We start from the raw sequence: 19,968 nt of genomic DNA on the forward strand, positions 1-19,968 counted from the left end.
TCTATTTAATTCCAATAATATATAAAGTACCGATTATTAAAGTAACAAACATAATAAATGCATAATCAAATATATAACCAGTTTGTAACTTTATAGAACTTTTTGAACATTCATTAACCAACCTTACAACACCATTTGGTCCAAATGAATCAATAGCCTTAACATCAAACTTCCATAGAAGCCTAGATATAAACCTTATCGGTGCAATTATAACAAACTCATACACCTCATCAAAGTACCATTTATTCTGCAAAAACTTAAGTAAAAATTTACTCTTAATTTGCCTAATTACTTGATATTGGTAAATCAGGTACGCAAGAGCTATTCCACTTAGGCTCGCTAAGGTTGGCAGCAGTTTTATAAAGAAATTATGAACTCCATGCTCATCAATTACCATTAAACTTGATTTCCAAAACGCATTACTAGTTATGTTCAAAATATTTGCTCCCCACACTCCAGAAAATACCGATCCAAAAGCAAGTATCAGTAATGGTATAAGCATAATCTTTGGTGCTTCATGTATATTAATTTTACTTTGTTTTTGGCTATGGAACACAAGAAGCAATAACCTCCAAGAGTAAAACGCTGTGAAGAATGCAACAACTAAGCTTATTACAAAAGCAAAGCTATCCGTGCTATAAGCATATTCAATTATCAAATCCTTTGAGTAAAAACCTGCAAATGGAAATATTCCAGAAAGCGCAAGAGAACCAATCCACATGAGAGCGTAAGTACAAGGGATTTTCTTCCAGCAATTTCCCATTTTCTGAATGTTTTGCTTATGATGCATTGCATGAATTACATTGCCAGCACCAAGAAATAGTAGAGCTTTAAAAAAAGCGTGTGTCATTAAATGAAAAATAGCAACATTGTAAGCAGAAAGCCCACATGCCATGAACATATAACCAAGTTGACTGCAGGTTGAATAAGCAATTATTTTTTTTATATCGTTCTGAGTAATCGCAACCGTAGCTGCAAAGAAAGCAGTAAGTGCCCCAACAATAACTATTAATTCTCGTGCCACATTTGATAGCTCAAATAATGGAGAACATTTTGCTACTAAAAATATACCTGCTGTTACCATCGTTGCTGCGTGAATAAGTGCAGAAACAGGGGTTGGCCCTTCCATTGCATCTGGCAACCAAACATGTAAACCAAGCTGTGCAGATTTACCCATACAGCCAATAAAAAGTAATATGCATATTATATGAGTTACTTTGAATTCACAGCAGAATGCCCTAATGTTCTGCGTGCCAAGAAGATCAGTTGTGTCAAAAACTTCAGTAAAATTCAAAGAGTGAAATGTATAATAAATAAGAAAGGTTCCAATCAATAGTGCAAAGTCTCCTACCCTATTCACAACAAATGCTTTAATTGCTGCATTATTTGCAGAATATTTTTGGAACCAAAATCCTATGAGTAAATAAGAACATAGGCCAACCCCTTCCCAGCCAAAAAAAAGCTGCACGAAATTATCGCTTACAACCAGCACAATCATGCAAAACGTAAATAGCGATAGGTAAGAAAAAAACCTCGACTTCCCCTTATCATGCTCCATATAACCGATAGAGTAGAGATGTACTACCAGTGAAACGGTGGTAATAACAATAAGCATTAAGGATGAGAGAGCATCCACACTAATTGCCCAATTTACTTTTAATACACTTAATGAAAATAAAGGAAATAAACTCAAGTGATAATTTTCAGAGAAGGTGAGAAAAACATACCAAGATAAAACTGCAGATATTCCAATCCCTGCCGTTGTAACTAACTGACTAAAAACACCTCTTCTAAAAAGTGCTGCAAACAGCGAACCAAAGAGTGGCAAAAATACTATTAATTTCAGTATATCCATCATTCTTTCATTAAATTTGCTTGTTCAACATCTATATTGCCACGGCTTCTATAATATACAACCAATATTGCAAGCCCAACTCCTGACTCTGCTGCCGCAACAGTCAACACAAACATCACAAAAATTTGCCCAACTATATCATTCATAAAGGCAGAAAAAGCAACTAAGTTGATATTAATTGCCAGCAATAATATTTCTATTGATAACAATATATTGATTATGCTCTTACGGTTGATGAAAATACCGCACACTCCAATAGTGAACAAAACAGCAGCAACTATCAAAAAGTGATTTAATCCTATTTCCATTCTACTCCTTTTCCAAATTTAGCCTTAACTAATTTTACAGATGAAGATTGTGTCAATTGCTTTAATACATTCTGTTTTTTAACTCCTTTTTTCTTGTCCTGCAAAGTAAGAGCAATTGCACCGACAATTGCAACAAGCAGCAGAATACCAGAAAGATGAAAAGCGTACATGTAGTCGGTATACAGCAAATTACCAATAGCTTTCACATTATTGGTATTATAGTTTATAACATTGCTTATATTCGGTGCTGAGCTGCGGATTACAAAGCTGATGACTAGAAAAAACACAACACACAACATAGCACCAAGAGTGCAATGCTTTGCAAAACCCTGGCGCAACCTTATGTAGTCAATATCGAGCATCATAACTACAAAGAGGAACAACACCGCAACCGCACCGATGTATACTATCATCACCATCATAGCAATGAACTCAGCTCCAAGGAGAATGAAAAGAACTGCAGAGTTAACGAAGGTGAAAATTAAAAATAATACTGCATGCACAGGATTTCTTACACTAATTACGCATACAGCAGATAAAATGCTGAGAATTGCAAAAAAATAAAAGAAAAAAGGCATCGATACTTTAACTGCAACAATAGTTACTAACTTAAGGTAATTGTTGCTGTAAAGTCAATACTATATTAAAGATTTGAAAATATCGTACTACAAGCTTCAACTCCTCAGTAATGCAATAAACACTCTTGACAATCTTGATTTATTAATATATAATGTATGTATATTAATAGTCAGCGGTAGCTCAAAATGTACAACATATTTGGTTACTTCAAAAGCAACAATAGTTCTAACGCACAAAATAGCAGATTAAATGGAGAAGGTTATCAATACACCACAAGAGACTATATGACAATTTACTTTAATAACACATTAGCAAGTTTCAGTAGATCATTGATAGAATTTAAAGAAAAAGCATATGGTTTTATATATGATATTGGAGCTTGGTTGAAAGCAACATATGAAAATTTCACTGAACGAGCTGAAATTCATAACTTCTATGTTCCAGAAAAACTTCCTATTAAAGCTGAGGAAATAAAGATGAAGGAACCGAATCGTAAGCCTAAGCCATTTCAAACTCCACCTATTCATCAAACAAGCAGAAGTTTTGATGCCAATATCTCAAATCAAGTTGTTGTTACTCACCATACACTTGAAGCTACCCCAACAAGATAGATCTACGCTTAAATATCTAGTACTTGAATGAGTTGAATGTTATGTTCAATAAGACCTTTACAATATTTGGATCATAGGTTTAACTTTATAAAGTTATAATCTATAGAGCTTCAATGAACGATTATCTCTCACTGTTAAATCCAGAACAGCAATTAGCTGTAACTAACATAAATGGGCCAGTTTTGATACTGGCAGGAGCCGGAACCGGAAAAACAAGAACGATTACTTCAAGAATAGCACACATAATTAGAAACGGTCACGCTTATTCTGATGAGATATTAGCAGTTACATTTACAAATAAAGCAGCAAATGAGATGGTATCAAGGGTACTTGAGCTAACGGGCACAAACATACCATGGCTTGGCACTTTCCATGCAATTGCAGCAAAAATTTTGCGCATGCACGCAGAAATTGTGGGCTTAAACCCCAATTTTACAATCATTGGTGTGGATGACCAATTACAGGTAATAAAAAATATTATCAATGAAATAAATCCTGATTACCTATCAGAAAAATATAAGACCATTATGAATATTATTCAGCAATGGAAAGAGAAGTGCTTATTGCCGTCTGAAGTGGAAGATGTTCAATCATTTAGGCCAGTTTACGTAACTGTACTTAAAGTCTATTACCAGTATCAGGAAAGGTTAAAATTCCTTAACTCTGTTGATTTTGGTGACTTATTGTTATATAACATACAACTTTTTAATAAAAAGACCGAGGTTCTGTCCTACTACCAAAACAAGTTTAAGTATGTCATGGTAGATGAGTATCAAGATACAAATGCAATACAATATCTTTGGCTAAAATACCTTGCAAAAGAGCATTCAAATATTTGCTGTGTAGGAGATGATGACCAGTCGATATACAGTTGGCGTGGTGCAGAAGTTGAAAATATTTTGAAATTTTCCGATGATTTTAAAAATGCAAAAACCGTTAAACTGGAGTGTAACTACAGGTCAACATCCCACATAATTGCAACTGCATCATATGTGATCAATCACAATAAGACTCGCTTAGAAAAAAAATTGTGGACAACAAACATTGAAGGCGAAAAGGTAAATCTAATCAAATTGTGGGACGGAAAGGCTGAAGCAAGGTTCATAAGCGAACAGATATTAAAACTCAATAAATACAGATTTAGTGATATTGCAGTGCTCGTCAGGGCTACTTTTCAAACTAGAGTTCTCGAAGAGTATTTTATAAAATATTCAATTCCCTATAAGATTATAAGTGGCGTAAAATTCTACGAACGTCAAGAAGTAAGGGATATAATTGCATATTTGAGGCTTGTTACAAATAATAATGATGATCTCGCTTTTGAAAGGATCGTAAATCGTCCAAAAAGAAGCATAGGAGCTACAACTCTAAAGAAAATATACACGACTGCTCAGGATAACAAAATTTCTTTTTTTGAGGCAGCAAAAATATTGGTTAATAGTGATCAAGTAACCGAAAGAATTAAACTCTCACTAAATGATTTTTTAAATAAAATTAAAGCTTGGGAAGAAATAGTAAGCGTAAAACCACTGCATGAATTTGTTAAAATCGTAGCAAATCAATCAGGATATATGGAAATGCTTGAGAATGAAGGAGTGACGGGTTTGGCGCGAATAGAAAATGTTAAAGAGCTCATTTCATCTTTGAAGAATTTTGACAGCACTATAACCTTCTTGGAGCATATTAGTTTGGTGATGGAAGTGGATAATATGAATAGCGATGACACTGTATATGTTATGACTCTTCATGCGGCTAAAGGGCTTGAATTCCCGTGCGTGTTTTTACCTGGTTGGGAAGAAGGATTATTTCCTCATCAAAGATCTTTTGAAGATAAAAGTGGTAAAGCTTTGGAAGAAGAGAGAAGACTTGCATATGTTGGCATAACTAGAGCAAAAGAAAGGTTGATCATTTCATGTGCAGATAGGAGGGAAATTAATAATCAGTGGCAACCAATGAGCACTTCTCGATTTATTAAAGAATTGCCAAGAGAAAATGTTGAGGTGATCAAGAATAGTGCCTACTGTTGAAGCTATAACTGCAGCTCTTACGACAAACACATCTGAATTACTTCAATTATATATTTCTCCTGGCAAAAATTCTCTGATGGTCTTAAATAAAATTTTCAGTGAATGATTATCAGACATGTTGTGTTCTGCTGATTTTATTAAGTGTACTTCAACGTCTGTTGACTTAATTTTTTCAGCTAAATTCAATGAAGTTTGATAAGGAACATCTTTATCATTAATGCTATGCAATAAGCGCACAGGACAGTTTATATCTATTGCTTCTCTGTTTAAAAGAAGGTTCTTTCTACCGTCTTCGATCAGATTTTTAGTTATTTTGTATGCACAATGCTCCGAAGTAAAATCTATTACACCTTTAGAACCTAGTTCTTCTTTTTGCTTGCCTGACAATTGCTTGAATATCAAATCTTCAGTAAAATCAGGAGCAGACGATATGCCGATTAATGCTGCAATTTTTTCTGGAAATTGAAGAGCAGTGAGCAGCATCAGCCATCCTCCCATACTTGAACCTATAATTATTTGTTTATTGCTAGTTAATTCACTTATCACTTTAGCACAATTTTTTTGCCAATCACTTATTGTATAATCAGCAAAATCACCGCTTGAATTACCATGGCCAAAATAATCAAAGAGCACAAGTGCTATATCATTTTCTTGGCAAAATTTGTAAACGGCAGTTGCTTTAGTTCCATCCATATTGGATGCAAAACCACTAAAAAAAACTATAGAAGCCTTCTTTCCTTGTAGCTTTCGATATGCTATATGGCCATTACTTCCATCGAGTAATTTACAATAATTCATACTACTTTGGCAAGGCAACCGGACTATCGCTCATCGAACGCAAATAGCTGACTAGATCTGCAATCTCTTGTGGATTGGAAATGCCTGCAAATGCCATACGTGTACCTTTTATGTAGGCTTTTGGATTTTTTAAAAAAGCAAATAACTCCTCATACTCCCATTTCCCACCTTTTTCAAGTAGTGCTTTTGAGTAATTGAATGAGCTGCCAAGATGGGCCTTTTTATTTCCAACCACGTTCCATAAGTTTGGCCCCACTTTATTCATTCCACCTTTCTCAAAACTATGACAAGCTATACATTTTTTTGCTGCTGACTTGCCTTTTTCAAAGCTAGCATTCTGCATGAGCTCTCCAATATCAAGTGCCACTTGTTCAATCTTTTGTTGAGGCTCATTGCTGGCTGCTACTATTGTTTGGTGTTCAATTTTATAATCCTCTGGGTTGTAGAGCATATCAACTACATTACTAACTATCATAATTATTAATCCAGAAAGTAAAATCGATGCTGCAATCTTATTAAGCTCCATAGTTAATTCTTATCAAGTAATGTTACTTAAATTATGCAAATATTTTCGCAAACAGTAAACAATTACCTTTATTTCATCAAAGATAGAAATTTCTATTACTTAGCTAAGTTAGGAGACTGCAATTCTATTTCTATCGGAGTAACTTGTGGTTCAATTACATAATGATCTGGAATAACATATTAAAATAGATTTCCTGCAAACTTGTCTGCAATGATTGAAACTGGAACTACTTCTATAATGTTCGTTTGCTTGACCTAAGATTCAGGAGCATTTAAACTGAATTTTATAAAGTACTAGAAATGATAGGAAATCTAAGAGGAATAGTTGATGAGGTGTGTAGCGATCACATAATCCTGAATGTGAATGATGTTGGCTACATAGTATATCTTTCAGCCAAAACTTTAAGTGCTTGTTCGATTGGAAGTAGAGTAAAATTACTTATCGACACTTATGCAAATAGCAGAGAAAACGTTACTCAGCTATATGGCTTTATAAGTAAAGAAGAACAGCAGTGTCTGCGTTTATTAGTTAAAGTGAGCGGTGTCAGCTATAAAACCGCAATGTCAATTTTGAGCAAATTAACTCCAGAGCAACTGTTTTTGGCAATTATAAATGAGGATAAACTAGCACTTAAGGTGAGTGGACTTGGCCTGAAACTCATAAATCGAATTATTACTGAGCTGAATGGCAAAGTAAGTAAATTAGAGATAAATAACAATCATTTTCACTCAATTAGTGAAGATGCTCTTTCAGCTTTGATCAATCTTGGATATGAAAGAACAAAAGCTTATGATACAATAAAAAAAATAGAAGATGAATCACCAAACTTGGACACTAAAGATATTATTCGTATGGCGCTTAAAACAATATGAAGTCAATATCATGTAGTAAGGAATACTCTGAAGATGTACGTAATTTAAATATCCGGCCTGAGCAACTTGATGATTTTGTCGGGCAAAAAGACTTAATACAAAATTTAAAAGTGTTTATAAATGCTGCACAGACGAGAGCTGAAGCTTTGGATCACGTATTGCTCTATGGTCCTCCAGGGCTTGGTAAAACAACTTTAGCACAAATTGTCTCTAAGGAGTTAAGGGTTAACTTTCGTGCAACTTCTGGTCCATTGCTTAGTAAAGCTGGGGACTTAGCTGCAGTGCTCACTACTCTAAATGCAAAAGATGTTCTATTTATCGATGAGATTCATAGATTAAATCGTAGCATTGAGGAAGTTTTATATACTGCTATGGAAGATTTTTGCCTAGATATACTAGTAGGTGAGGGCCCATCTACCAGAACTTTAAGAATAGATTTACCACCATTTACACTGATTGGGGCAACAACACGGCTTGGACTGCTTTCTGCACCGCTGAGGGATCGTTTTGGTATTCCCCTGCATCTTGAGTTTTATTCTTTTGAGGAACTGGTTGATATTATAAAAAGAGGTGCAAGAGTTCTTTGTGCTGAAATCGAAAAGGATGCTGTGCAGGAAATTGCCTGCCGCGCCCGTGGTACTCCAAGAATTGCTTTGAGATTACTCAGAAGAATAAGAGATTTTGTTGAAGTAAAAGATGATAAAAAAATTACCTGTGAAATTGCCGGTTCTGCACTATCAAAATTGGGTATAGATAAAATGGGACTAAATAAATTAGATATGGATTATCTGAGATTTTTGTTTAACACCTCAGGACCTGTTGGAATTGACACCATATCTATTGCACTATCTGAAGATGTTGGCAATATTGAAGAAACAGTAGAACCTTATTTAATCAAGGTCAGTTTTGTAAAGCGCACACCAAGAGGACGTGTTTTAACTGATCAAGCAAGGGAATATCTCAGCATTAATTCAGTGGTATGCTAGTATTATACTATATTTTATAACATTGTATAGTATTACATTAAACATTATAATATTCTTTTATTATATGATTTGCAGGTGTTTTAGAGGCAAATAAGAAAGTCTTCTGTTATAGTGAATATGTTCTTGAAAAATTACGTAATATATACTAGGCTGTATATAGTATGAATGTAAAAATATCAATAATTTATTGATATTTTTTAAGATTAATACTTATTAAATACTTCATATTATAAGATTGAGTTATTGTATTTTATAGACTTAAGGTAAAATGGTAAAAAGCCTTCTAAACAATTATAGAAACAGTAATTCAATTAATGGAGAAAAAGCAATGAAAAATTTTTTAATCAATAACAACGAAGAGGACGGTAGCTCAATCTACATTAATCGAATCAGAGAGCAAGATCTCTCTGCAGAGCAGAAGCTCAATGAATTAAAAGGATTCATGGAGGAGCTTGCTAGGAAAGCTGAGCTCAAGAGAATAGAGCTTGAGCGTCAGGCTGCGAGTTGCATTGATGAAACATTATCTCAAGTAGAGCTACATATACAAGATAATGAGGATTACTTTACTGATGATAATCAAGGGGTATTCGCAAATTTCTTTGAATCCCTCTTTAATCTTTTTGAAGTAAATGTAGATCCGAAAGTCTACAAAATGCTCAAGGAGAAGAAAGAGAAAAATCTGCTTCTTTCGATAATTAAGTTTTTGCGTGATAAGCTTAAGGAATTAGTTAAAAAGATCTTCAAAAAAGATTTAGATTTAAGTTGGGATAAAAGGCTAGACAAAGAGATAAAAGAATTGCAGGAGAAATTACTCAGCGGTGAGTTATCTCCTGAAGAAGAAATAGCAATACTCGAACGTTTGCAAGCGTTGCAAAATTTAAAATTGAAGCTTCAAACTTTTCTCGTGGGCTCAGTCATTGCAATGTTTGCAGAAATTTTTGCAGTTGATTTAGCAGCAGTAGTAGAGCAAGATGTAACTGAGGAAAAAAGAGACAAAAAAGCAGAAAAAACAGAATCAAAAGAAGTTCGTCAAGAAATAGAAACAAAAGTGAATGAAATCACACCAATTTCCCTATTTAATTTTTCATCTCAAGTTCCAATGCCAATTGTTCTAGACAAGCAAGAACGTGCTATTTTACCAAAGCCTATAGAAAAATTAGTAGACACTCTACCTAAACCTGTTATAAGTCACAAAAATAGTGAAGTACCAAAACTGGAAAAAATGAATAAAGAAAAGAAAGAAGCAAAAGAAGAGAAAACTGAAAAACCAAAATTAGCTGTCTGTCCACCTGCTCCACACCAAAAGGAACGCAGGAGAGTTAAGCGCTTTAAATGCGATGCAAGGGGATTAGATAAAGAAGGAGCTAAATATAGACGCAATAGTAATCAGCGAGAAGCTACTAAGTCTAATGCTTCTGTTGAACTGCCAGGAGGATTAACTGATAATGTAAGAGTTGAAAACCATGTTTCTTCAGTTAGCAAAGAGAGAAGTGTGTAAAGGTTCTCTCTCTTTTTTTCATTCCAGACTGGTTTTTTATCTGGATTCCAGCATCAAGTGCTGGAATGACATGGCGGACAAGTAGCTCTCTCTCTTGTCATCCAAGTAGCTGACACTGGGATCCAGAAAACTTAATTTAAAAAGTTGTTATTCCAGCACTTCTTCTCTTGTCATCCCAGTCTGGAATCCAGGAGTATAAAAATGGTGAATAAAATTTATGTTAAAAAACTGCTTGTGCTGACAATTGATTCTTAATATACTCGTTACATAATAATTTAATTTAGAGGTTGATATGCATGGTAACAATGATTCAGGCAAAAGAGTATTTGATAATACTGCTCCAGGAGGAGGAAAGATTAATCTGAGAAATTTGAGGGGTGAAAATGTTACAATAGATGATTTTAGAGACAGGATTAAACGTGAAGAGGAAAGAAAGAAAAATCAATCTAGTGGTCAAGGTAGTAGTAAGTAATTATGTTAATTTAATTTAGGGGGTGGCGTTATGCCTAATAAAAGTGAAATAAATCGAGAATTAGTAAGAGCGTTTAATGTTATTCTTAATTATCATGAGATTATTGCTACTAATCTGGTCGTAGAAAAAGGTTCTTACAAGGATCATATAGTTATCTCATTTGATGAAAACATGGATAAAGAGCAATGCATGGACTACCTGAGTAAGTTGAAAGAAAGTATAGTAGATAAGTATTATGGAGAATATGAAATAGATGAGAGACATGATATGGCTGGATTGTCTTTTGATATGAATTCTTTTCCTTTTAAATGTGATAAAAAGCTTCTAAAAAAAGATAAAGAAAAATATAAATTTTCAATACCAATAGATAATAAGGTGGTTTTTAATTTAAAATGTTCGCTAGCCAATTATTGTGTATATAGTAAAAAGAACTATTTAGTAGAAAAAGATCCAGATTCTATGGACAAGTATTGGGGGGAGGAGTTAGAAGTTAAGGATAGAAAAAATTACCTATATGCTATACGTTTTGATTCCAATGGTAGAGAATTACAAGACAGGTTTAAAGGTTTATTGTTATCAAAGATAAGAGAGTATAGGAAGTCTCCTGAGGAAGCTTTAGAAATTAAGGGTAATGAGATATATATAAAGTCAAACGTTTTTGATGAGATTGAGTTCATTAACAATATTGTAAAAGAAACCTCAATGATTGAGTATCGTGCTTTTGAAGTTTCAAATATTGATGATCCACTTTCTGTAGACAGAAAATTTTTGCCAGTTGATTTATTTTGCAAAGCAGGCACGTCAGTTAATAATATAATGCGTGTCCCTTGCTCTGATAAAAGACGCCCTGACTATCTGAAAAAAGGAGAAAAGTCGATTTTAATCCCTGTTTTTAAGTGTAGTAATGATCATCTTATACTTTTAAAAAGAGAAGAGGCTGAGCATCTTAATAAGATATTTGGCATGGATGTATTAAATAATATGGAAGATTGTGTTGACGAGATTGTGCTATTAAAGCTAGGGCTTAGTGGTAAAGGAATATATGCAATAGATTGTGCTAACCCAGACATTACTTACTGTGTGATGAATAAAGTCATAGAAAGCTCTGTAATCAATGAGGATTATAAACTGTCCATTGATCCTGCGCGTGTGCCAGCTATGAAACCACAAACTCTTGCCCCTTCTGAAGAAAAAGTAGGGACGGATGGACCAAGTGCAGATACAAGTGCAGATAGTGGTTTTGGTGATTCACCTAAGAATTCAGTTATAGGTAAATCACATGCTAAAAACTCAAGCAAATTCCTTAGGCCCGACTACTATGGTGAAGGTAAAGGTGGGGATGATGCTTCGGCTAAAGATAGTGGCTTTGTCCCTTCTTCAGCACGATCTTCTTTTAATAAGCCCAAAACAACATTTAACCAACCTTCTATATCACAGCCTGACCAATGTTCTGCAAAAAAGCAGACATCAACTAGTAAAAAATCATCTTGCTGTATTTTATAGCTAAAGGAAATTAGGCTATTCAAAGATGAATTGTGAATGAAAGTTTATTTGCCAAGGTAGAGCTGCCTTGGCCTACAAATCTTGGTTTCTTTATCGTTTACCATTTCATACCACTGGGCAACCCAACCAGTGGTTCTTGCAAGTGCAAAAATGGGTGTAAACATACTTGAAGGGATACCGATAGCATTCATTATTATACCTGAATAAAAATCAACATTTGGATACAACTTACGTGTAATAAAATACTCATCCTTTAAAGCTATTTCTTCAAGTTTTTTCGCAATTTCAAGTAATTCATTGTTTTGCTCTAGTTTGCTTAAAATCTCATGACAAGCATCCTTTAATATAAGCGCGCGCGGATCATAGTTTTTATAAACACGATGTCCAAATCCCATTAGCTTAAATGGATCTTTATCATCTTTAGCTTTCTCAATGAATCTATCTACATCTCCACTTTGCTCTATCTCTTTTAGCATATTTATAACTGCCTCATTAGCTCCACCGTGTGCTGGACCCCAAAGTGTAGCAACTCCTGCAGACAGGCTTGCAAATAGATTAGAACCAGCTGACCCTACCAATCTGACAGCTGCTGTAGAAGCATTCTGTTCATGATCAGCATGGAGAGTAAATATTTTATCCAGAGCTTTTACAAAAAGGGTATTATTAACAGCACTGCCAAATATCATATTTAAGAAATTCTCACTATAACTTAATTTATTATTAGCATTTGTGAATTCCTGATTGTTGATATGTCTATAAATCATTGCAACAATTGCAGGAACTTGTGCTATTGCAGAAATTCCAAAATCTAAATCTTCACCATTGACATTGTTGCCATGTGTTTCATGGTAAGATGCTGACAAATTTGCAAAACATGCAACTAAAATCGACATAGGGTGAGCAGTTTTTGGAAATGCTTTGATTACATTTGTAACTTGCTCTGATACTTTGGATGATTCTTGTATTTTGAGAAGAAATTTTTTGTGTTGCTCTGAACTGGGTAGTTCACCATAGAGCAATAAATAAATCACAGCAGTAAAACTATTATTCTCTGCCAAATCAGCTATATCATGTCCCCTATACTTAAGAACTCCTTCATCTCCATCAATGAATGTAATTGTGGAAGAGCATGAAGCTGTGGAAACAAACCCCGGATCATAAGTGAATAATCCTGTCGTCTTATATAAATCCTTAATATTTAACACGTCAGGACCTACTGTTCCACTTAATACGGGCAGATCAATTTTTGACCCATTACTTAGTTCCAATAATGCTTTTTTATCCATCACTTGAGCTACTTAATTTTATACAGAATATACAAACTGAAAAGTATATATTAATACAGTTAACTTTACATTAACCGTATTAAGCGGTCATCAATGCTTTTACTTTTGCATTTAAGCGACTTATTTTACGTGCAGCAGTATTCCTATGAATGACACCTTTATTTACACATTTGTGTAAATTGGATTCAGCATTCCGAAATGCCAAGACAACATTCTCTTTGTCACCAGACTTGATTATATCAACTAATCTTCTAATAGCAGTACGAGTTTTGCTTTTTCGCATCTTATTTACTAAAGTACGCTTTGCTATTACCTTCATCATTTTTTTAGCACTCTTATGATTTGCCATATATTAATACCTGTACTTTTCTTTTAATTATAAAGTTTTTTTGTTAATTTGCAATATCAGTTTTTTCTGCAATTAATCTACTACTTCTTTCTTCAATGATTTTTTCTAAACTTTGCAAGAATTCATTTTTGTTTAACCCAGGATATATGGGAGGTAATATTTCTATTACCGCCTTTCCGGGATTCTTTCTCAGAGAAAGTATGCTTTTTGGCCAAAACAAACCAGTGTTTAAAGCAATCGGTAACACAGGAACAGATAATACGCTATATAAAGCAGCAATACCCGATTGATATTTTATATTTTGGTTTATAGTCGTTCTTGTGCCTTCAGGAAATATTATTATGCTTCTATTTTCTTTTATATGCATTTTTGCTAGTTTAATTATATGGCGTATAGAACTGATACCATCTGAACGGTTAATAAAAATCATTTTCAGCGCTATAAGATGTAAACCAATGAATGGAATCCATTTCAATTCACGTTTTAAAATAAAAACTGCTTTTCTAAAGAGTAGTATAAAAATAAATGTTTCAAATGGAGATTGGTGTTTAGATGCAATTATAAAAGGTTGCTTAGGAATGTTTTCCATTCCCCTCACTTCATATTTAATGCCACATAATAAACGCAACATGAATAATACAACTCTCACCGAGCAAACAAGGAAAATGGTTATTACACACTCAGGAAAGAAAATTACAGGGAGAGTAATTAAAGTATAGAATACTTCCCATAATATAAGGAGTAAATTAAACAATAAACTTGCAATCACAAACACACGTAAACTTATTTGAATTTAACTTTACTACAAAACTAAAAGCAATAAGTTTAATTATTGATCATCTGAGTAATAGGATGAGAATCAGCTAATTTGTCCTTTAACTTTTCATTAGCAATATGAGTATATATTTGTGTTGTAGAAAGATTAGTATGGCCAAGAATTTTTTGTATCAGCACAATATTTGCTCCGCTATTCAGTAGATGGGTAGCAAGAGAATGCCTAATCACATGTGGAGAGATTTTATTTTCATCAATATCGCACTTTCTTGCTAATTCCTTTATTAATTGACCAACTCTTTGCCTTGTAATGGGTTTATTAGGTTTATCACCTGGGAATAGCCAATCAGATTTTTTGTTGTTAGGAAGCAGATTGTCACGAATTGATAAATAATTTTTAAGACTTTGCAATGCTTGCTCATTAAAAAGGATTTGCCTTTCTCTGCTACTTTTTCCCTTTATTATTATATAGCCTTCTTTACCATTACCGTTTACTAAATGTAATACTTCACATAACTTCATATTAATTAGTTCAGAAACACGCATCCCGGAAGAGTAAAGAATATCTAAAATTGCACATAGCCTTTTACTGCTTATCTCTTTATTCGATCCGCTTGCTGATTTTTTTACTGTTTCCATGAGCAAAAATATTTCTTGAACACTTAAATACTTAGGCAAAGGACGGGAAACCTTTGGATTTCTTAATTCATTATCATTAGCCGGTGCTGGATTAAAATCTATTATTCCATCATTAAATAGGCACTTATAGAAATTTTTGATAGCAGATATTTTTCTTGATATAGAACTAGTTTTATATTTCTTTTGTGTACGTAAAAAGTTTACATAATCTTTAATATTAGCTTTACTTGCACCAACTAAGGTAGTGCCTCCTTCTAATAAAAATTTTTCAAGTTGGTGTAAATCTGAACGATAACTTTCCAAAGTATTTTGTGTAGAGGATTTTTCAGAAACCAAAGCATCTATGTAATACGTGATGTAAAGATTCTCTTTTTTATTTTGTGGTTGTTTATTTTTCATTATCAGCTCCTATATTTATTTCTTTGACTATAATTTGATTGAAAGTATTTTTTGTGTTTTTTATAAGAAAATATGAGATAAACAAAGCATTTATCAATAAAGTAAGTACTACAAACCTTTGTTTTAACCTTTTTTTTAAATTTGATCTTATTTTTACCATATTTCAATTATCACATTGAGTCTATAAAAAACATCCTGTAAAGTAAGTTTTACTATCGTATAAAATTTCCCTTAGCTATGTCTGTTTATTCTTATTATATCATAGTATTTATTATAATTTTAACATAAAGAAATAGTGATTTCAACTTCATTATTGTATGAGTATTAATAAATTTTTAATATATGTAATAAATACCTTACAAAAAAAGGAATCAATTTGCACTTTTTTTTAATAAAGTGTTAATAAAAGGAATGGTTACATTTGATCCTATAGATTCATTATCTATTTTTTCTATAACTTTATTAATGCTGTGGAAAGAACGTTCTATTCTTGCTAGAATATAATCAATTACCTTTAGATCAATTTTTAACTGTTTATCTGAAAATTGTTTTATTAGCATAATTCTTAATAATTCTTCGCTTGCAGGTAAAATTTTTACGCTGATAGTTGATAATATTCGCGAGCTTAAATCTTTTAGTTTGAAGTTAAGCTTTTTCGGTAAAATCGAAGAAGTAATTAGCAGTCTCTTATCATTTTCTTTCATGTAATTATAACAATGTAACAACATTTCCTCATCTTTAATGTTTTGTACATCTTCTAAAATAAACGCATCGCTGTACCTCATTTCGCTTACAAAATTATTTACATCAATGAAAATAGCATCGTTTTTTGATTGCCAGATATGAGCAAGGTGAGTTTTCCCAGAGCTGTTAGGTCCAAAAAGAATCAGGCATTTCCAAGATAAATCATTAACTATTGAGTTATATACGTGCTTATTTTCATCTAAGGTGATATAATTTTGCCAACAATAATCAACTTGATTATTGTTAAATAAATTTAATTGCACGTAAAGCCTCTTACATTACTACTTTTTGATAATAATTTTTGCATAAAAATTTACTTGGTCAGGTAAGGAAGCAGTATTACTACTACCCCCTCCCTTAGAAACGCAGCATGCAGGTTTCCCCACACTACGCTTGAGCCCCTTATCTAAGTTCTTCTTTTCTAGAACCGGCTTGTCCTTCATGATTCCTCAGGAAACATCATTCTTAATGGTGACACCAACAGTAGAGAACCTTCTCTTGAAAAGGAGCTTGCTAACATTCTTGTTCGTTTCACTCTCTCATCAAAATACTTTTTCCATTTTAAGTCAAGGGGATTTGCATCCGCTCTGATTTTAACATGTCGTCTGATAGGTATATCAATCAGCTTAAGCAGTCTTAAATACCGTATCTCTTTTGGTTTGTTCTTGCATATGGGTGCAGCAAAAACCCATTGGCGTTGACCCATTACTTTGAAGTAACGATTCTTTATCCAACGTAATCCTTTACGAGGATGTCTTTTCTTTGCCCATTTCCATAAACTATGCCAAATTTCATTGTCGATCTTTCTAAACGCTTTTTTAGCACACACATGGTGATAGTAATTTCCCCATCCTCTCAGTAGAGAGTTGAGTGACTTAATTACTATAGCCTGAGTGTTCGCTATATTTGCTTTTATCAATGTACGTGCTTTATTAAGAAGTCTTTTAATACTTTCTTTCGAAGGTTTAATAATTAACTTCTTATTATATCTACGTACATTACAACCAAGAAAGTCAAACCCTGTTGTAATAGATGTAATCTTTGTCTTCTCTTCTGACAGAATTAAACCTCGCTCATGAAGAAAAGATGATACTAAAGGCTTAACTTCCTTTTCCAGTACTTCATGTGTGAAACCTGAAATAATAAAGTCGTCTGCGTACCTGATTACATTCACTCCACTTCTGATTTTTCCTCTTCTTTTGCTACCTAATTTACCAAAGCGACTTTCTAATAACTGTTCAAGACCATCTAAGGTAAAGTTAGCTAGTATTGGAGAAATTATACTTCCTTGCGGAGTGCCAGCAGTTGTGGGATACAGAGTTTTCGATTCTAGGAAACCAGCTTTTAACCATCTATGAAGAATTTTCTTTTCCATAGGAATATGCTTCATAAGCCATTCATGGTTAATGTTGTCAAAGCACCCTTTGATATCACCTTCTAGTATCCATTGTGGTCGATTGCGTCTTGCCAGTAATAAGTGACAAGCAGCAATAGCATCCGCGCAGGATCTTTTAGGTCTAAAGCCATAGGAGTGACGATCACTGATCGTTTCAGCTATCGGTTCCAGAGCAAACAGATATAATGCTTGCATCGCTCTATCTTTTATCGTGGGTATACCGAGAGGCCTTCTTTTGCCATTAGATTTACTGATATAAATTCGTTTGAGCGGAGAAGGTTTATATCCTCTTTGTTTTAACAGCTTTATTCCTTGAAATTTAGCATTGCAAGTTGACCATAGTTGACGATCTACACCTGCTGTGGTTTTTCCTTGGTTTTCAGTTACTCTCTTAACAGCCAAAGCTTTTCCGCTAAAAGAGCGTGTGAGAAGATGTTGTAAAGCTTTTACCTTACCCCATCTTCCTTCTTGGACAGCCTTAACAATACGTCTTTGTAGCCTCACAATAACTTTCTGGCATTTCTTCCATGGCAATTGCTTCCATGCTTCAAAGCTTTCGGTAGATGCACTTACAGGTTTACTTGTAATCATCTGCTTTCCTACCTTAAGTGGTTAACAAAGTTTCTTGTCACGAGGGACCAAATGGAAGTCTGCTCGTTTTCACGCGAATTAATGTTACAAATTCTATCCATTTCGTTACAAAATGGCATTCGCTTTCTCCATTCTCCTTTACCTGCACTTCCATCAGCATTCCTTGCGGTTTGCTTGCCATGTAGGCGAAAATACAGGCTTACCCTGTTTCTCCAGTCATACAACAGTGGGTTAGGTGGCTTCTCTATACCGGTGGAGTTATTATTTGCGTACATCTAGAAATGAAAAATGTAACTTATCCACATTACCTTTTGGTCAGAGCTTATCAGCATCTTTAGCTCTTTCATCGTATCGGTACTTATAAAGCTTCACTTACGTTCACCATACCACTAGCCTAGCCCTCCAACCACATGATGCTTGCAGTTTATGCCCCTCTCACGATTGAGCATCTTCTTTTTCAAGAGGAGGTTCATTGTCCGCATCGCTTGGCACCAACCGGTTGCCCGATTCGCACTGATGCGTAGACTCAGACGGCAAAACATCTGGTTTAATAAGTTTTAGAATCCTTTCAGTTTCTTTCTGAATGAATTCCTCTCCTTTTAAACAATATGACCGAAGACTTTCAGGTCGCACCATCTCTCAAATGTATCAGAGATCCTTTTTTTATCGTGAACTAATTAGCCATTTTTATAAAGCTCACTTTCAAAATATTTATTGACTGCATATTCTACTAATACACTGAACATTGCTATTATTGGAATAAAAAATAATATACCTATAAACCCAAAATATGAGGTGCATATGACAACTCCTAAAATAATGATAGTTGGATGTATATGAACTTTTTTTCCTATTAATAAAGGCACTAATATGCTTGAGTCTATTAATTGACCAACACTAAATAATAGCAAGACAGCAGTACTTTCAAACCATCCACTAAATTGAGTAATGGCGCTCAAAAATCCGATAATAGTGTATAATAATGGCCCTATATAGGGTATAAATGTTAATGTTCCTGATAAAATTCCAATAGCTACAGAATGCTTCAGCCCAATTATGCTAAGGCCCACGGAGTAAAAGATCATCATGACTATACATACGTTTAACTGTCCCTTTAGGTAATTAGATATAATGAAATCTACTTTAGAAAAATAACCTGCAGCTTTTTCTCTGTAAAGAATGGGAATTAGTTTATTAGCCTTTTCTACAATTGCAGGCCAATCACGTAATACATAAAAAAACACCACAAGCGTAATAGCTATTAATGATACCATGTAAATCAAATTAAAGCTTGAATTTAGCACTTGAATTATAAGATTACTGCCCATGCTAAGAGCATTTATAAAATAAGATATATAATCACTGTAATTTTCTACTAGATTTTTAGACAAATGATCAAATAAACTATCTTCAGTTTTTATATTAAGAAATTCTAGCACAGAAGGAATCACTTTAAGCTTTAATGAAGGTATCTTATTTACTAAGAAATTTAATATTAAAGTAATTTGAAAATATATAATAGGTAAAACAAATGTAATAACTAATATAAAAGCTATCAATAAGGCAAGTGTTATAAAAACTACAGAACATGAACGCGGTATTCTATATTTTTCAAACTTGGTTACTAGCGGGTTAAATAGATGTGCAACAAAAACAGATATTAGACACGGAACAATCATAGGACGCATCAAAAATAATGCCCCTATTATGAAAAGCAGTACACAACAAATAGTTATATGACGTTTTTGCATGTGT

21 protein-coding genes are annotated in these 19,968 nt (G+C 33.7%); 7 read left to right on the plus strand and 14 right to left on the minus strand.

The window, feature by feature from the left end; genetic code table 11:
• Position 1 precedes the first annotated feature (1 nt).
• From nuoL to CAI20_RS01920, 3 genes are read right to left on the minus strand one after another with little or no spacing between them, the layout of a single operon-like run.
• A complete protein-coding gene (gene nuoL / locus CAI20_RS01910) occupies positions 2–1,858 on the minus strand; it encodes an NADH-quinone oxidoreductase subunit L (protein ID WP_149168744.1) in 1,857 nt (618 codons plus the stop codon).
• Complete coding sequence (nuoK, locus tag CAI20_RS01915; RefSeq protein ID WP_006012916.1) at positions 1,855–2,163, minus strand: NADH-quinone oxidoreductase subunit NuoK; 309 nt, start codon at positions 2,161–2,163, stop codon at positions 1,855–1,857. Before nuoK ends, nuoL begins: the two co-directional genes overlap by 4 nt.
• The gene (locus CAI20_RS01920; protein ID WP_012481965.1) at positions 2,154–2,741 is read right to left on the minus strand and encodes an NADH-quinone oxidoreductase subunit J; all 588 of its coding nucleotides are present in this window, start codon (positions 2,739–2,741) and stop codon (positions 2,154–2,156) included. The genes nuoK and CAI20_RS01920 overlap by 10 nt, the downstream gene beginning before the upstream one ends.
• Before the next feature lie 186 nt (positions 2,742–2,927).
• Here CAI20_RS01920 and CAI20_RS01925 point away from each other — a divergent pair, with 186 nt between their 5' ends.
• Both CAI20_RS01925 and CAI20_RS01930 read left to right on the plus strand, forming a co-directional pair.
• Entirely contained in the window at positions 2,928–3,353 is a 426-nt protein-coding gene (locus CAI20_RS01925; RefSeq protein WP_007302379.1) for a WD_0964 family protein, read from the plus strand.
• A gap of 113 nt (positions 3,354–3,466) precedes the next feature.
• Positions 3,467–5,380, plus strand: coding sequence for an ATP-dependent helicase (locus CAI20_RS01930; RefSeq protein ID WP_149168745.1), 1,914 nt, complete (start codon positions 3,467–3,469; stop codon positions 5,378–5,380).
• Between the two features lie 42 nt (positions 5,381–5,422).
• On the opposite strand, the gene CAI20_RS01935 is transcribed toward CAI20_RS01930, so the two are convergent.
• Both CAI20_RS01935 and CAI20_RS01940 read right to left on the minus strand, forming a co-directional pair.
• A complete protein-coding gene (locus CAI20_RS01935) occupies positions 5,423–6,178 on the minus strand; it encodes an alpha/beta hydrolase (RefSeq protein ID WP_007302377.1) in 756 nt (251 codons plus the stop codon).
• Position 6,179: 1 nt separating this feature from the next.
• On the minus strand, positions 6,180–6,704 hold the full coding sequence (locus CAI20_RS01940; protein ID WP_007302376.1) for a c-type cytochrome: 525 nt from the start codon (positions 6,702–6,704) through the stop codon (positions 6,180–6,182).
• A 299-nt stretch (positions 6,705–7,003) separates the two neighbouring features.
• Between CAI20_RS01940 and ruvA the strand changes: the two genes are divergently transcribed.
• From ruvA to CAI20_RS01965, 5 genes are all read left to right on the plus strand, one after another.
• On the plus strand, positions 7,004–7,576 hold the full coding sequence (ruvA, locus tag CAI20_RS01945) for a Holliday junction branch migration protein RuvA (protein ID WP_007302375.1): 573 nt from the start codon (positions 7,004–7,006) through the stop codon (positions 7,574–7,576).
• Entirely contained in the window at positions 7,573–8,562 is a 990-nt protein-coding gene (gene ruvB / locus CAI20_RS01950) for a Holliday junction branch migration DNA helicase RuvB (RefSeq protein WP_149168746.1), read from the plus strand. The genes ruvA and ruvB overlap by 4 nt, the downstream gene beginning before the upstream one ends.
• A 268-nt stretch (positions 8,563–8,830) precedes the next feature.
• Positions 8,831–10,060 carry a hypothetical protein gene (locus CAI20_RS01955; RefSeq protein WP_019236821.1) on the plus strand — a complete coding sequence of 410 codons (1,230 nt, stop codon included), beginning with the start codon at positions 8,831–8,833 and terminating at the stop codon, positions 10,058–10,060.
• 292 nt (positions 10,061–10,352) lie between these two features.
• Positions 10,353–10,532 carry a hypothetical protein gene (locus CAI20_RS01960; protein ID WP_019236822.1) on the plus strand — a complete coding sequence of 60 codons (180 nt, stop codon included), beginning with the start codon at positions 10,353–10,355 and terminating at the stop codon, positions 10,530–10,532.
• A 30-nt stretch (positions 10,533–10,562) separates the two neighbouring features.
• Positions 10,563–12,035, plus strand: a complete 1,473-nt coding sequence (locus tag CAI20_RS01965; RefSeq protein WP_149168747.1) for a hypothetical protein — start codon at positions 10,563–10,565, stop codon at positions 12,033–12,035.
• Between the two features lie 44 nt (positions 12,036–12,079).
• Here CAI20_RS01965 and CAI20_RS01970 read toward each other — a convergent pair whose 3' ends face one another.
• From CAI20_RS01970 to CAI20_RS02010, 9 genes are all read right to left on the minus strand, one after another.
• Entirely contained in the window at positions 12,080–13,321 is a 1,242-nt protein-coding gene (locus tag CAI20_RS01970) for a citrate synthase (protein WP_007302370.1), read from the minus strand.
• 79 nt (positions 13,322–13,400) lie between these two features.
• On the minus strand, positions 13,401–13,670 hold the full coding sequence (rpsT, locus tag CAI20_RS01975) for a 30S ribosomal protein S20 (RefSeq protein WP_007302369.1): 270 nt from the start codon (positions 13,668–13,670) through the stop codon (positions 13,401–13,403).
• A 43-nt stretch (positions 13,671–13,713) separates the two neighbouring features.
• A complete protein-coding gene (locus CAI20_RS01980; protein WP_012481964.1) occupies positions 13,714–14,439 on the minus strand; it encodes a lysophospholipid acyltransferase family protein in 726 nt (241 codons plus the stop codon).
• 56 nt (positions 14,440–14,495) lie between these two features.
• Positions 14,496–15,482, minus strand: coding sequence for a site-specific tyrosine recombinase (locus tag CAI20_RS01985; protein ID WP_007302367.1), 987 nt, complete (start codon positions 15,480–15,482; stop codon positions 14,496–14,498).
• A gap of 371 nt (positions 15,483–15,853) precedes the next feature.
• Positions 15,854–16,489, minus strand: a complete 636-nt coding sequence (locus CAI20_RS01990) for an HdaA/DnaA family protein (protein WP_007302365.1) — start codon at positions 16,487–16,489, stop codon at positions 15,854–15,856.
• A gap of 18 nt (positions 16,490–16,507) precedes the next feature.
• The gene (locus tag CAI20_RS06540) at positions 16,508–16,669 is read right to left on the minus strand and encodes a hypothetical protein (protein WP_012481963.1); all 162 of its coding nucleotides are present in this window, start codon (positions 16,667–16,669) and stop codon (positions 16,508–16,510) included.
• Positions 16,666–18,213 carry a group II intron reverse transcriptase/maturase gene (gene ltrA, locus CAI20_RS01995; RefSeq protein WP_019236826.1) on the minus strand — a complete coding sequence of 516 codons (1,548 nt, stop codon included), beginning with the start codon at positions 18,211–18,213 and terminating at the stop codon, positions 16,666–16,668. Before ltrA ends, CAI20_RS06540 begins: the two co-directional genes overlap by 4 nt.
• Positions 18,214–18,648: 435 nt before the next feature.
• Positions 18,649–18,846, minus strand: a complete 198-nt coding sequence (locus CAI20_RS02005; RefSeq protein WP_230609272.1) for a hypothetical protein — start codon at positions 18,844–18,846, stop codon at positions 18,649–18,651.
• Between the two features lie 44 nt (positions 18,847–18,890).
• The gene (locus CAI20_RS02010) at positions 18,891–19,964 is read right to left on the minus strand and encodes an AI-2E family transporter (RefSeq protein WP_026097254.1); all 1,074 of its coding nucleotides are present in this window, start codon (positions 19,962–19,964) and stop codon (positions 18,891–18,893) included.
• Between the last annotated feature and the right edge of the window lie 4 nt (positions 19,965–19,968).

It is taken from the genome of Wolbachia endosymbiont of Chrysomya megacephala (assembly GCF_008245065.1).
In the GTDB taxonomy this organism is placed as follows: domain Bacteria; phylum Pseudomonadota; class Alphaproteobacteria; order Rickettsiales; family Anaplasmataceae; genus Wolbachia.

What these genes read in the sequence shown, in the direction of transcription:
- nuoL (WP_149168744.1), bottom strand. Translation starts at nt 1,858, where the DNA reads ATGATGGATATACTGAAATTAATAGTATTTTTGCCACTCTTTGGTTCG.
- nuoK (WP_006012916.1), bottom strand. Translation starts at nt 2,163, where the DNA reads ATGGAAATAGGATTAAATCACTTTTTGATAGTTGCTGCTGTTTTGTTC.
- CAI20_RS01920 (WP_012481965.1), bottom strand. Translation starts at nt 2,741, where the DNA reads ATGCCTTTTTTCTTTTATTTTTTTGCAATTCTCAGCATTTTATCTGCT.
- CAI20_RS01925 (WP_007302379.1), top strand. Translation starts at nt 2,928, where the DNA reads ATGTACAACATATTTGGTTACTTCAAAAGCAACAATAGTTCTAACGCA.
- CAI20_RS01930 (WP_149168745.1), top strand. Translation starts at nt 3,467, where the DNA reads ATGAACGATTATCTCTCACTGTTAAATCCAGAACAGCAATTAGCTGTA.
- CAI20_RS01935 (WP_007302377.1), bottom strand. Translation starts at nt 6,178, where the DNA reads ATGAATTATTGTAAATTACTCGATGGAAGTAATGGCCATATAGCATAT.
- CAI20_RS01940 (WP_007302376.1), bottom strand. Translation starts at nt 6,704, where the DNA reads ATGGAGCTTAATAAGATTGCAGCATCGATTTTACTTTCTGGATTAATA.
- ruvA (WP_007302375.1), top strand. Translation starts at nt 7,004, where the DNA reads ATGATAGGAAATCTAAGAGGAATAGTTGATGAGGTGTGTAGCGATCAC.
- ruvB (WP_149168746.1), top strand. Translation starts at nt 7,573, where the DNA reads ATGAAGTCAATATCATGTAGTAAGGAATACTCTGAAGATGTACGTAAT.
- CAI20_RS01955 (WP_019236821.1), top strand. Translation starts at nt 8,831, where the DNA reads ATGGTAAAAAGCCTTCTAAACAATTATAGAAACAGTAATTCAATTAAT.
- CAI20_RS01960 (WP_019236822.1), top strand. Translation starts at nt 10,353, where the DNA reads ATGCATGGTAACAATGATTCAGGCAAAAGAGTATTTGATAATACTGCT.
- CAI20_RS01965 (WP_149168747.1), top strand. Translation starts at nt 10,563, where the DNA reads ATGCCTAATAAAAGTGAAATAAATCGAGAATTAGTAAGAGCGTTTAAT.
- CAI20_RS01970 (WP_007302370.1), bottom strand. Translation starts at nt 13,321, where the DNA reads ATGGATAAAAAAGCATTATTGGAACTAAGTAATGGGTCAAAAATTGAT.
- rpsT (WP_007302369.1), bottom strand. Translation starts at nt 13,670, where the DNA reads ATGGCAAATCATAAGAGTGCTAAAAAAATGATGAAGGTAATAGCAAAG.
- CAI20_RS01985 (WP_007302367.1), bottom strand. Translation starts at nt 15,482, where the DNA reads ATGAAAAATAAACAACCACAAAATAAAAAAGAGAATCTTTACATCACG.
- CAI20_RS06540 (WP_012481963.1), bottom strand. Translation starts at nt 16,669, where the DNA reads ATGAAGGACAAGCCGGTTCTAGAAAAGAAGAACTTAGATAAGGGGCTC.
- ltrA (WP_019236826.1), bottom strand. Translation starts at nt 18,213, where the DNA reads ATGATTACAAGTAAACCTGTAAGTGCATCTACCGAAAGCTTTGAAGCA.
- CAI20_RS02010 (WP_026097254.1), bottom strand. Translation starts at nt 19,964, where the DNA reads ATGCAAAAACGTCATATAACTATTTGTTGTGTACTGCTTTTCATAATA.